Source organism: Runella sp., from assembly GCF_027484545.1.
GTDB lineage: Bacteria > Bacteroidota > Bacteroidia > Cytophagales > Spirosomataceae > Runella.
Genome location: NZ_JAIXST010000019.1, coordinates 1 through 11,341 on the forward strand (window position 1 = coordinate 1; position 11,341 = coordinate 11,341).

Below are 11,341 nucleotides of genomic sequence, written 5' to 3' on the forward strand. Positions count from 1 at the left end.
TATTTTTTCGTAAAACTTACAATTTGCATTGTCACAGTAGTGTAAGCCTTTATATTTTTCAAAATCTATGTCCATTCAACAAAGATACTTAACATAACTCACTAATCCAGTACCTGAAAACCAATAGACCTTTTAAAGGTAAGGTAATTGCATCTCTCTGAAAATTGGTAAATCTGGCTAAGACGATTCCATCTGCTGAAATTGTAGAGCTTGATGGAGTAAAAATCTGTGCAAGAATCTGAAACGAGGATACTAACAGAATTAGCGTTGTATATAAATTTTTCATACAGGATTTCATTTTATAAAAATTTAAAGAATTGGGAAAGGGAAGTATTTTCTGTACCAGTCAATTCTAAAAGCATCAACTGTTCCTGCTGGGATTTCATTTAACCATTGGAGATACGCCTCAGAACGTGGAAGTCCCCTTCTTGCTGTTGGAGATGGGGAATAAAGCTTGATTAATTTAAATTTTCTTGATTTGATTGTAAAATGGCAATAAGCATTTTCATTCCATTCACTAATAGGAGGCAGTATAATTTCATAATTATCTCTCAACCACCTTTTAAATAAGGCTAATACTCCGTTGCTTCCTGAAAAACTGGTGATATATATATCTTTTACTTGACTATTTTCAAGCCATTCACTTAGATGTGGATTTAAACTTGTAACTCCCATTCTGTTATCTATATTAAAAGGAGAGCCATCAGTTTCATAAACCATATCAGTGATGCCAAATCCATACTTTTCTAAAAATTGAATAATAGAGGTGAGGTCAGGTCTTTCATTAACAAAGAAGACTTCGTTAGGGTAGATTTGCGACAACAATCGCCAAAATTCAAACATATTACCATAATAAAACCTCAAAGGTGCTGTATATGGCATGGGTGGATGTGTTCCTAAAATTAGCCTTTGGGCATTTTGAGGAATAGGGTAATTTTCTAACCAAGGGTGTTGTATAGGCATTATTCTATTTTTCCCCAAAGATTGTTTAAGAAATTACCTTTTTCAATAAAATTTGCGTGATAACAGTTATTCACAGGTATTTTGTGCTTTTCAACCAGTATTTTCTTTACTCTCAAAGTATGCGAAAGCTTTTAAGTGTCTATCTATGTTTTTTTTTACTCTTCAATCTTCATGCTGCTGAAATAAAATGGCTGGATGAAACATACAAAAAAGTTTATCGTATTGATACCCAAACTCAATTACTCGAACAAGAAAAAGAGGGAGTAAACCCCATTCTTTGGCAAAAGGCAGGTACTATCAAGATGATTGGTGTAAATGAATATGACCTTTCTACTCCTTTGCGTTTTGTTTGTTTACAAGCAGACCAAAAATATATCCGCTATTTATTGGCAGACTGTACACAACAAGTATATCAATTTGATTTTGAAAGAATGCTTTTAGAACGTATTGATGATACCTTTTATCGGGGATATAATTGCTTTAGTGTCAGGTTTATTAGGAAGGGAGAAATATATTCGTTTGGAGGATATGGTATGTCTCGTAGCAATAATTTAATGACCTATTATCAAAAAGTAACCAAAGAGTGGCTTGCCCTAACTGCTGCTAATGACGCACCTAAATCCATTAGTTCGGGATTGGGAGGCTACAATAAAGAAGAAGATATTTTTTATTCAGGCTTAAATGTCTCTATAAGCCCATCTGAAAACGAAGGTAAACATCATTATGATGCCTATTTTTATGCTTACAGCTTCAAAAAAACGCTTGGGAACGCTTGGGCTTGATTGAGAACAATGTTCTTAAAGGAATAGCACTCGACCATACTAAAAACTTTTACTGGAATGGGAAATATTTTATTTTTAGAAATTTTGAAGATAGAAATCGGGATGGGAAAGTGCTTATTATCGACCCCGTTAAAAATGAAATTTATATTTGGAAAGACAGTGAAGTTATCTTTGAGGCAATTCCGGCAAACCGTGAAAAAGATTTTGCTAAGGACTATGTTATTGGAGACACCCTGTACTGTAAAATTTATAACTCAGTTCCTTCTAAGGGGTATCTTACAAAAATTGTCTCTATTGAAAAAATGAAACAAAAGGCAATTTTTGTTGGAAAACTATATAATCATACTAACGAGACCTATGGCGATTACTTCTTTATTGTAGCCTTGTTGATTGGAACTCTTATTTTCTTCTTCCGAAAAAGTTGGCTTTCAAAGAGACAATCAGAATCTCTGGTTTTGAATTGGGGAGACGATGAAAAAAAGGTTTTGAATATTTTAATAACAAGTGAATCAGGCCTTACAACAGATGAAATCAATGACATTTTGAATTTATCGTACAAAACACTTGACAACCAGCGTAAACTTAGAAATGAGTTTTTAAAAGCACTTAATCTGAAGCTATACCAAATGTATGAGGTAAAGGATGTTATTGAACTTATAACATTAGAATTGGATAAGAGAATGGTCAAATACGTTTTAAATTCAGCTATTCGAGAAAAAATAAAGGTAGTATGAATGCTGAATTAGCCACCCTCTCAAGTATTCACATTTGAAGAGAAAAAATCATTGACAATAACGTGCGTTCGTATCAGCTATTTTCCAAAATACGCTTCAAGACCGCCTGTGCGGACCACATCCGGTTGCCGGCTTGTTCTACGACGATGGAATGGGGGCCGTCGAGTACTTCGTCGGTCACTTTCATGTTGCGGCGTACGGGCAGGCAGTGCATGAATTTGCCGTTGTTGGTCAACTCCATTTTTTGCTGCGTTATCATCCACGACGGGTCTTTGGTAAGTACTTGGCCGTAGTGTTGGAAAGATGACCAGTTTTTGGCGTATATAAAATCAGCCCCTTCAAAGGCTTCGTCCTGATTATAAATCACTTTGGCGTTGCCTACGTAATCGGGAGAAAGTTCGTAGCCTTCGGGATGCGTCACCACAAACTCCACATCGCGACGAAGCATCCACTCACAAAATGAATTGGCCACGGCTTGGGGTAAGGCTTTAAAATGAGGTGCCCACGTCAAGACGACTTTGGGGCGGGCTTTGGTTTTGTATTCTTCAATCGTAATGCAGTCGGCCAACGATTGCAGCGGGTGGCGCGTGGCAGATTCCAAATTGATGATGGGAACGCCTGCGTATTTTTTGAACTGATTCATGGTGATTTCGGCGTAGTCTTTGGCGCGGTCCTGCAAACCGGCAAACGCCCGAACGGCCAAAATATCGCAGTATTTACCCATGACGGCGGCGGCTTCTTTCACGTGTTCGGCATTGTTGCCGTCCATCACTACCCCTTCTTCCAATTCCAATCCCCAACTATCCTGTCCCACGTTCATGACCATCGTGTTCATGCCTAAGTTTTGGGCGGCGCGCTGCGTACTCAGGCGCGTCCGAAGACTTTGGTTGAAAAACAGTAAGCCAATGGTTTTGTGTTTACCCAAGTGTTCAAACGCAAAAGGGTTTTGTTTGTGTTGAAGTCCTTCCTGAACAAGGGCGTCAATGTCGGGGGCGTCGTAAACAGAAAGAAAATGTTGCATTGTCAAAAAAAGTAGGTGGAGTGCCGAAGCAGTGATAAAAATGAAAAACAAAATTGCAAAATTGTTTTAATACCCACCTATTTTAAAGTAATAACAAATAAATAGGGGTTTTTTAAAGTTATTTTAACTTTAAAAAACCCCTATTGTTGAAAATATGATTTTACTAAAAGTTATAGACAGCCACCTCTCTGCCTATGATAACTCCGATAGTTATCGGAAAAATGAACTGTTGACTGCCAACTGTTGACTGATAACTGTTAAATACCCACTGCTTTTTTAAATTCGTCGTCGGTAGGTTTGATTTTAGAGGCAAAGAAATGAGTGAGTTTGCCGTTTTCGTCCACTACGTATTTGCAGAAATTCCAAGTAGGCACTTTGTCATTCCAGCCATTCATTGATTTGTCAGACAGCCATTTGTAAAGCGGATGTTGGTTTTCGCCGACTACGTCAATTTTTGAAAACATTTGGAACGTAACGCCGTAGTTCTTTTTGCAGAAACTGGCGATTTCGGTATTGGAGCCTGACTCCTGTGAACCAAAGTTGTTGGCTGGAAAGCCTAATACCACTACTTTGTCGCCGTATTGTTCGTGGAATTTCTGCCAATCGGCGTACTGAGGCGTATAACCGCAGGCAGAGGCCACGTTGAGAAGGACAATTTTTTTGCCTTTGTATTTGCTCAAAGAGATTTCCTGATTTCCCTCCAACGCTTTCATTTTGTATTCGTACACCGAGGCCAAAGGTTTGGTATTTTCGGTATTGACACTGACTTCTTTTTTATCCGCAAAGATTCCGGTAATGAGTGATAAAAGCATGAGGAGCATGGATTTGATGGTTGCCATAGTGAGTAGTATTTTTTTTCTGCAATTAATGAAATTTAAACACGATATACCTACATAATGTTTCAAAAAGCCGCTAAAATCTCCTGATACGAAATCAGGAAAATAGCTAGTACGGCCAAGGCCAATCCAAGCTTGTTCAACGATTGGAGCGTTTCTTTGAATAATACCCATGCAAACAACGCCGAAGTAAGCATACTCAGTACGTTGTATATCGGGAAAACAAAAGCGGCGCTGTTGCCAAAATCGCTCAGGGCACCAATTAAAAAGTAAAAAGATAAAAAATTAGGGAAGCCGAGAACCAATCCGCCCAGAATACTGCGCCCGCTTACTTTTTCTTTGGCAAACACCATTTTAAAAATCAGAAAAGAAGTACCGACCAAAATAGCACCGGTGCAGGCAATAGCCGTAAAAAGTGCCGATTGGTCGGGGCGATAAAAAGTGGCGCTGATATAGTTGATGAGGGTATTGTTAGTGCCGCTTCCCACAAACATCAAAACGGGTAAAAACAATATCCAGCCGGATTTGGCAACACTTTTATCGCTTTCATTTTTTATCGTACTTAATGCCAGTGCGGCAAGCGCCATGACCAAGCCTGCATAATTCCAAAAAGTAAAGTCTTTGTTATTGTTTTTGAAAACGAACAAACCAAACAGCACAGGAATCACCAACGACATATTACCCGCCAAAGAGGCCACCGTCACCCCCACTTTGGTCGTCGTAAGGCCAATCAGCACAAATACAATGACAAACATAATTCCTAAGGCCAGGGTAAGTAAGGTGGGCGTGGATGTCCAATCGGCATTGAAATAAGAAGTACGGTCGGGTATGAATGCCAATCCCATGCCTACGCAGGTATAATAATTGAAAATAACGGCGTGCAGGGGATTGACTTTGTATTTGGGAAAAGCCCGCATAATCAGGTACAAAGAGACCGTAAAAAGAACCGCGAGGATAAAATTGAGCATAGTTGGGTCGAAAGTTGCAGGGTTAAGAACAGGTTGGGAATGCGATTTAAATAAAAACGTTTATCTAACCAAAACAGTCCGTAATTTTGCTTTTTCAATCAGAACCTGACACTAATGCAATTAGATAGAACTATCCCGCCTGATTTTCGTACAATACAAACCGTCAATTTTCCGACACCGCAAACAGTTACGCTTGATAACGGGCAGCCGCTGTACGCCATCAACGTAGGTGAGCAACCCATTGTCCGGCTGGAGGTACTGTTTGAAGCAGGTACTTGGCATGAGCAAACCGACGGTGCGTCGTTTTTTACGGTAAAAATGCTTTCGGAAGGCACAAAACAACATACTTCGGCCGAAATCAGTAATCATTTTGACCAAATTGGTGCTTTTGTAGATTTGAGCCACAGTCCCGACCGGGCCAATATTATGGTCTATGGGTTGACCAAACATTTGAGTACGATATTGGAAATGGTCTCGGAAATGCTGACCGATGCGACTTTTCCTGAAAAAGAATTCAATGATTTACGGAATATTACGCTTCAAAATCTCCGAATCAACCTTGAAAAAAATGCGTATGTAGCTTCGAGTACGCTTAAAGAACGGCTTTTTGGGGCTTCTCACCCCTACGGAAGAATTCAGAAAGAAGAGCGAATCACGGCGCTGTTAACGTCTGATTTACAAAATTTTTACCATCAGCGCATCAAAGGGCGACCTTTTCGCGTATTCTTATCCGGACAGGTAGGGGAAGAGGAAATTGCGCTCGTCAATCAATTTTTGGGACAATCCGTAGTGAGTGAACCTCTTTTGCCAACTACCAATCCGGTGGTGGAATCCCAAACGGAGCCTTTTTTGTTAAACAAAGAAGATGCGGTGCAATCTTCCATCCGAATCGGGAGAAAATTGTTTAAGCGTCAGCATCCTGATTTTTATCGGATGATTGTGGCCAACGAGGTGTTTGGGGGGTATTTCGGTTCGCGTTTGATGCGGAATATTCGGGAAGACAAAGGATTTACCTACGGTATTTCTTCGAGTATTGCGCCAATGAGACAGGATGGATATTGGGTGATTGGGACGGACGTGAAGAAAGAATTTACGAATGATACATTAACCGAAATTCAAAAAGAAATCACCTTGTTGCAAACGGAATTAGTGCCTGAAGATGAGCTTGAAACGGTTAAAAATTACTTGGCGGGGGAGTTTGCAGGGTCACTAAATACGCCATTTGAAATAGCGGACCGCGTGCGATTGATGGTGCTGGAAGGATTAGATGTTGACTTTTATTCCAACTATATTCAGCGATTACGCGTCGTAACAGCAGAAGATATCCAAATGATTGCGCAGCAGTATTGGCAATGGAAAGATTTGCAACGCGTAATTATTGGGTGAAAATCTTCATAAAAGCAGTACGAATAACTATAACTTGTGCGAAGGCACGTAAACAAATGAAGCAATTAGCAATAGCAGTTTTGGCGGCTTTCAGTTTAGTATCCTGTCAAAAGGTACTGGAGAATGAGGCCGAGGTTAAGTATGCAGAGAATGAAAGAGAGATACAGAGCTATATCTCAGGCAACAATATGACCTTCCAAAAGAGTGGAACGGGGCTTTATTATAATTACCTGACCAAAAATCCTACGGGGATTCAAGCCAAAGTAGGCGATGAAGTTTCGATTTACTACTCTCTGTATAAAATGAGCGGTGTTCGTTTTGACAGTACCGAGCGTGCTAAAAATGTACCTTTTTCATACATTTTTGGAGTTCAGGCGCTCATTCCGGGCATGGACGAGGCTATCTTGATGATGTACACGGGCGAAAGAACCATGCTTTTAATGAATCATTATTTGGCGTTTGGAAGTCAATCAGATGATATACTTCCGGCTTACTCGGCGGTAAGAGCTGATTTGGAACTGGTGAAAGTGCGGAACGAAGACCGACAAATAGAAGATTACATTACCGATAAAAAACTGACACTGACGGAAAAAACAGCATCGGGTTTGCGCTTTTGTCAAACACTTACCACGGCCAATGCCCAAGTAAAAACTGGGGATATTGTATTGGTAAGATACACAGGTAAACTGTTGTCTGGTAAGCAGTTTGATGCGGGAGATATTAATGTACGGGTAGGGGCAGGAAGTGTAATTAAAGGCTTTGATGAAGGAGTAAGCAAAATGAAAATTGGTGAGAAAGCCACCTTGATTTTCCCTTCTTCGTTGGGTTATGGAACACAGGGTTCAGGAACGGCGATTCGTCCGTATGCACCCCTGCTGTTTGAAGTGGAAATAGTGAAGTAGTTCGGTTGTTGATTAAATAAAAAGCAGCGAAGTTGGAGGAATCCGATTTCGCTGCTTTGTTTATATGCCTAAAGTTTTCCCTAACTGGGCCAAGCCGTCTGTGCGGAGGATATAGACGGTCGGCCGCTGCCGTGGGGTTCTTAAAAACGCTTTAACGCCAAATCTGCCACCGTTTCTCCAATTGAAAGAGAGGAAGTGGCCGCCGGAGAAGGCGCATTACAAACATTAATGGCGTTGGGGCGTTCGATGATGCTGAAATCATCCAGAAGTCCACCATCACGGTCGCAGGCTTGAGCGCGTACTCCTGCGCCGCCGGGGATAAGGTCAGCGGCGGTAATTTCGGGGATGAGTTCCTGCAACGCTTTTGTAAAAGCTGCTTTGGAAAAAGAACGGTACATTTCGCCCATTCCGGCGCGCCAGTATTTGGCTGCTACTTTCTGAAAACCGGGCCAAGTAAGCGTTTGCCATAATTCTTTGGCGTTAATATCCATTTTTTTGTAGCCTTCGCGTCGAAACGCCAATACGGCATTGGGACCGGCTTCCACGCCACCGCCAATCATTCGGGTAAAGTGAACGCCTAAAAACGGAAAATTAGGGTCGGGAACAGGATAAATCAGGTTTTTAACCAAGTATTGTTTCTCGGGTTTGATTTCGTAATACTCGCCTCGAAAAGGAACAATTCGCAAATGAAGCGGCTCTTTTTGAGTAAAACGAGCTACTTTGTCGGAATACAACCCGGCGCAATTGATGACGAGTTTTGTTTCGTAAAAATTTTGCTCCGTAATGACAATCGAATTTTTTTCGTTTTTACGGATTTCAATGACTTTTTGTCCCAAAACCAGCTCTCCGCCTTTTTTACGCACTTTTTCAGCGTATTTTTCGCATACCAGTTTATAATTAATGATTCCCGTTTGCGGTACATAAAAGCCTTTTATTCCCTGTACATGCGGCTCATATTCGCGCATTTGGGCTAAGTTGAGCATTTTGAAACCGCCTAAGCCGTTTTGCTTACCGCGCTCAAACAGACCATCTAAAATGGGAATCTGTTCGGGGCGCGTTGCCACCACAATTTTTCCGCAAAGGTCGTAGGGAATTCCTTCTTTTTCGGCAAAATCAATGAGCATATCATAGCCTTTGATGCAATTTGTCGCTTTCAAACTGCCGGGTTTGTAGTATAATCCGGAGTGAATAACACCACTGTTATGACCCGTTTGGTGCATTGCTACTTCAGCTTCTTTTTCAATGATCGCCAATTTTAGCTTCGGGTTTTTCTCCTGAATTTTTAAAGCCGTGGCAAGCCCAACGATTCCTCCGCCAATAACTACGATGTCGTATACTTTATCCACTATTATTTTGCGTTTTGTGTACTGCAAAGTTAGGTTAAACTCGCTAATTTTGACGTATGAAGAAAGCCTTAATCGAACTATATACTGCATTTTTTGCATTAAAAGACTACTTATTTCGCGAGTGGGCCATGCAAATCCCGTTTCACGCCGTGCGCCGATTTTTTATTAAACGGACAATCCAAAAATTGGGCAATCGTGGTTTTGTGATGATGAATGTGGAATTTAGAGACGGAAAAAATATCGAAATCGGCGATTACTGTTTTATTAACAAATACACACTTTTGGACGGTCGCGGGGGAAAACTCACGATTGGCAACAACGTGGACATTGCGCAGGAAGTAAACATTTGGACGCTTTCCCACGACCCACACGATGATTATCACAGCGTATGGGGCAAAGAGGTAATAATTGAAGATTATGTATGGATTGCCTCCCGCGCCACCATCATGCCCGGCATCCGCATCGGACGCGGAGCCGTCGTTGCCGCGGGAAGCATCGTCACCAAGGATGTGCCTGCCATGGCTATTGTTGCCGGTAGCCCCGCCAAAATCGTGGGCGAGAGGAAGAGTAATTTAAAGTACCGGTTGGATTGGCAACCGTGGTTTAAATAAGCTTTGTTGTTAGGCGAACTCTACGGCGTAGTAAATATTTTCGAGCAATAAATCACATTCATCAACCCTGACAGTTTCGTCTTTGTCAGTATAAACTCGACTCAGCCATTCGGCATCGTTCAATTTTTTATGAACCTCTATTCGCTTCTTTTTCGACGAAACCAACACATATTCTCTAAATGAATCAATCGTTTTGTAACAATCAAACTTTGTAGTTCGGTCGTACCATTCGGTAGATTCTGAAAGTACTTCTACAATGATTTCGGGGTTGAGAAGCGCATCAAGACCTTGGGGAGATTTTTCATAAACGGGTTTCGCGCAAACGATGACCAAATCAGGAAAAGTATATTTTTCACAACCTTCCACTTTGATGAGTTGGTCGCTGTTAAATAAAATACATCCTTTTCTCAAGAGGCATTCCATTAGCCGATAATTGATATTACTGGCAATAATATTATGTGCAGGTTGTGCACCTGCCATGGCTACAATTTCTCCGGCATTGTATTCGAGTTTTACGTCTGACTTATGCAATAACTCGAAATATTCTTCTACCGATACAAGGGTTTCTGTGGGCATCTTTTCTTTGCTTTGTTCAAAATTAAAGAAAATTTCGCTAAAGAAACAGGTGCTTTTGGTTTTATTCGATGATTCTAAAAAGACGATTCAAACGAATTTTGCTGAAAATAGATTTAGGATTTGGGTCGATGGACATCCACGTAAACAGCGCTTCTCCCACGATGTGGTCTTCGGGAACAAATCCCAAAAAACGAGAATCCGCCGACTCATAGCGATTATCACCCATCATGAAATAATAATCCTGTTTGAAGGTATAACTGGTGATTTGCTTGCCATCGATACTGATTTTTCCTTTGACTAATGCCACTTTTTCAGGATCATTGTGGTCGAAGAATTTAATGGTGTGGGCATATTTGACTACGTTAGCCGAGTCCAATTGAATCGTCCATCCCTTTTTGGGTACTTGAATAGGTCCCCAAAATTCAGAGTTTTGTTTGGCAGCAGCGGGGAAAAGCCCCGATTCAACAACCCCTTCATTATAACGAGGGCTGTTAAGTTCTGATAATTAAAAAGAGTTCTTTGACATTTTGACCAAATATTATTTGGGCGTTCTTAATTGAGTCGTCAATATTTTGGCGTAAATAATTGAGCGATATGGCATTAAAAAGAGCCATATCGCTCAATTATCATTTTTAATACCATTATTGTCTTCTTTAAAGTTAACATCTTTTACCCAGTGTGTTCGATTTTCAATTCCCCAGTGCCCTCTTATTCCTTGGGCAAATTCTCGGGCTGAAAGGCACGTTACATCACTTATTCTGTATGAAACACTTTCAGTAATAAAGACATCTTTTGCCTGTTTAGTATTAGGTTTACCTTTTTGTAAAACACTCTTTTCAATGACAATGAATCGCTTTAAGTTCATCCACTTCTTTTGAAGAACTTTGTCTTCTGTATTATAGACTTTGACATTCCAAGTAGCGTGTCTTCCATGTGCTTTTTCTTTTATTTGGTAAATGTCAATTGATTGGTTGGAAACTCTATGATTGACAATATAATCATAGAGTTTTAGCTGATTTTTTTTGACTTGCAAGACATAATGATTTCCTGAATCAACTATGGAATCCACTGTTTTTTTTGGGTATGTAAAGCATCTAAGGTAATAATGACCCCTTTATCCTTTAAAGAAGGTAGTAAATTCCTTACGATTTCAGCTTCTCCCACTTTCTTATTTCTAAAATCTGTTATCAAGTAGGTTAGTCCTGTTTTTTGGACA

13 protein-coding genes are annotated in these 11,341 nt (G+C 40.4%); 5 read left to right on the forward strand and 8 right to left on the reverse strand.

Annotation, left to right across the window (positions count from 1 at the left end):
* Nucleotides 1–309: 309 nt before the first annotated feature.
* Nucleotides 310–963: a hypothetical protein gene (locus Q0081_RS01335; RefSeq protein ID WP_298348415.1), complete on the reverse strand. Its 654-nt coding sequence runs from the start codon at nt 961–963 to the stop codon at nt 310–312.
* A gap of 119 nt (nt 964–1,082) precedes the next feature.
* On the opposite strand from Q0081_RS01335, the gene Q0081_RS01340 reads away from it, so the two are divergent.
* The gene (locus Q0081_RS01340) at nt 1,083–1,745 is read left to right on the forward strand and encodes a hypothetical protein (RefSeq protein ID WP_298348416.1); all 663 of its coding nucleotides are present in this window, start codon (nt 1,083–1,085) and stop codon (nt 1,743–1,745) included.
* Nucleotides 1,736–2,479 carry a hypothetical protein gene (locus tag Q0081_RS01345; RefSeq protein WP_298348418.1) on the forward strand — a complete coding sequence of 248 codons (744 nt, stop codon included), beginning with the start codon at nt 1,736–1,738 and terminating at the stop codon, nt 2,477–2,479. Before Q0081_RS01340 ends, Q0081_RS01345 begins: the two co-directional genes overlap by 10 nt.
* Nucleotides 2,480–2,552: 73 nt before the next feature.
* On the opposite strand, the gene Q0081_RS01350 is transcribed toward Q0081_RS01345, so the two are convergent.
* From Q0081_RS01350 to Q0081_RS01360, 3 genes are all read right to left on the reverse strand, one after another.
* Complete coding sequence (locus tag Q0081_RS01350) at nt 2,553–3,500, reverse strand: N-acetylornithine carbamoyltransferase (RefSeq protein ID WP_298348420.1); 948 nt, start codon at nt 3,498–3,500, stop codon at nt 2,553–2,555.
* A gap of 257 nt (nt 3,501–3,757) precedes the next feature.
* On the reverse strand, nt 3,758–4,339 hold the full coding sequence (locus Q0081_RS01355; protein WP_298348422.1) for a glutathione peroxidase: 582 nt from the start codon (nt 4,337–4,339) through the stop codon (nt 3,758–3,760).
* A 62-nt stretch (nt 4,340–4,401) separates the two neighbouring features.
* Complete coding sequence (locus tag Q0081_RS01360) at nt 4,402–5,304, reverse strand: hypothetical protein (RefSeq protein WP_298348424.1); 903 nt, start codon at nt 5,302–5,304, stop codon at nt 4,402–4,404.
* 114 nt (nt 5,305–5,418) lie between these two features.
* On the opposite strand from Q0081_RS01360, the gene Q0081_RS01365 reads away from it, so the two are divergent.
* Together Q0081_RS01365 and Q0081_RS01370 are read left to right on the forward strand one after the other, a co-directional pair.
* Nucleotides 5,419–6,690: a pitrilysin family protein gene (locus Q0081_RS01365; RefSeq protein WP_298348426.1), complete on the forward strand. Its 1,272-nt coding sequence runs from the start codon at nt 5,419–5,421 to the stop codon at nt 6,688–6,690.
* A gap of 56 nt (nt 6,691–6,746) precedes the next feature.
* Nucleotides 6,747–7,592, forward strand: a complete 846-nt coding sequence (locus Q0081_RS01370) for an FKBP-type peptidyl-prolyl cis-trans isomerase (protein ID WP_298348428.1) — start codon at nt 6,747–6,749, stop codon at nt 7,590–7,592.
* 140 nt (nt 7,593–7,732) lie between these two features.
* Here Q0081_RS01370 and lhgO read toward each other — a convergent pair whose 3' ends face one another.
* The gene (gene lhgO / locus Q0081_RS01375; protein ID WP_298348429.1) at nt 7,733–8,938 is read right to left on the reverse strand and encodes an L-2-hydroxyglutarate oxidase; all 1,206 of its coding nucleotides are present in this window, start codon (nt 8,936–8,938) and stop codon (nt 7,733–7,735) included.
* A gap of 56 nt (nt 8,939–8,994) precedes the next feature.
* Here lhgO and Q0081_RS01380 point away from each other — a divergent pair, with 56 nt between their 5' ends.
* Nucleotides 8,995–9,549, forward strand: a complete 555-nt coding sequence (locus tag Q0081_RS01380) for a DapH/DapD/GlmU-related protein (RefSeq protein WP_298348431.1) — start codon at nt 8,995–8,997, stop codon at nt 9,547–9,549.
* A 9-nt stretch (nt 9,550–9,558) separates the two neighbouring features.
* On the opposite strand, the gene Q0081_RS01385 is transcribed toward Q0081_RS01380, so the two are convergent.
* The 3 genes from Q0081_RS01385 to Q0081_RS01395 form a co-directional block, all read right to left on the reverse strand.
* Nucleotides 9,559–10,125, reverse strand: coding sequence for a Uma2 family endonuclease (locus tag Q0081_RS01385; protein WP_298348433.1), 567 nt, complete (start codon nt 10,123–10,125; stop codon nt 9,559–9,561).
* A gap of 61 nt (nt 10,126–10,186) precedes the next feature.
* Entirely contained in the window at nt 10,187–10,501 is a 315-nt protein-coding gene (lepB, locus tag Q0081_RS01390) for a signal peptidase I (protein WP_298348435.1), read from the reverse strand.
* Nucleotides 10,502–10,744: 243 nt separating this feature from the next.
* Entirely contained in the window at nt 10,745–11,194 is a 450-nt protein-coding gene (locus tag Q0081_RS01395) for an ISAs1 family transposase (protein WP_298348437.1), read from the reverse strand.
* Nucleotides 11,195–11,341 lie beyond the last annotated feature (147 nt).

Bases quoted from the DNA above. Each gene is read 5' to 3' on its own strand.
- Q0081_RS01370 (WP_298348428.1), top strand. From the start codon at position 6,747: ATGAAGCAATTAGCAATAGCAGTTTTGGCGGCTTTCAGTTTAGTATCC.
- Q0081_RS01360 (WP_298348424.1), bottom strand. From the start codon at position 5,304: ATGCTCAATTTTATCCTCGCGGTTCTTTTTACGGTCTCTTTGTACCTG.
- Q0081_RS01340 (WP_298348416.1), top strand. From the start codon at position 1,083: ATGCGAAAGCTTTTAAGTGTCTATCTATGTTTTTTTTTACTCTTCAAT.
- Q0081_RS01365 (WP_298348426.1), top strand. From the start codon at position 5,419: ATGCAATTAGATAGAACTATCCCGCCTGATTTTCGTACAATACAAACC.
- Q0081_RS01385 (WP_298348433.1), bottom strand. From the start codon at position 10,125: ATGCCCACAGAAACCCTTGTATCGGTAGAAGAATATTTCGAGTTATTG.
- Q0081_RS01335 (WP_298348415.1), bottom strand. From the start codon at position 963: ATGCCTATACAACACCCTTGGTTAGAAAATTACCCTATTCCTCAAAAT.
- Q0081_RS01350 (WP_298348420.1), bottom strand. From the start codon at position 3,500: ATGCAACATTTTCTTTCTGTTTACGACGCCCCCGACATTGACGCCCTT.
- Q0081_RS01355 (WP_298348422.1), bottom strand. From the start codon at position 4,339: ATGGCAACCATCAAATCCATGCTCCTCATGCTTTTATCACTCATTACC.
- Q0081_RS01380 (WP_298348431.1), top strand. From the start codon at position 8,995: ATGAAGAAAGCCTTAATCGAACTATATACTGCATTTTTTGCATTAAAA.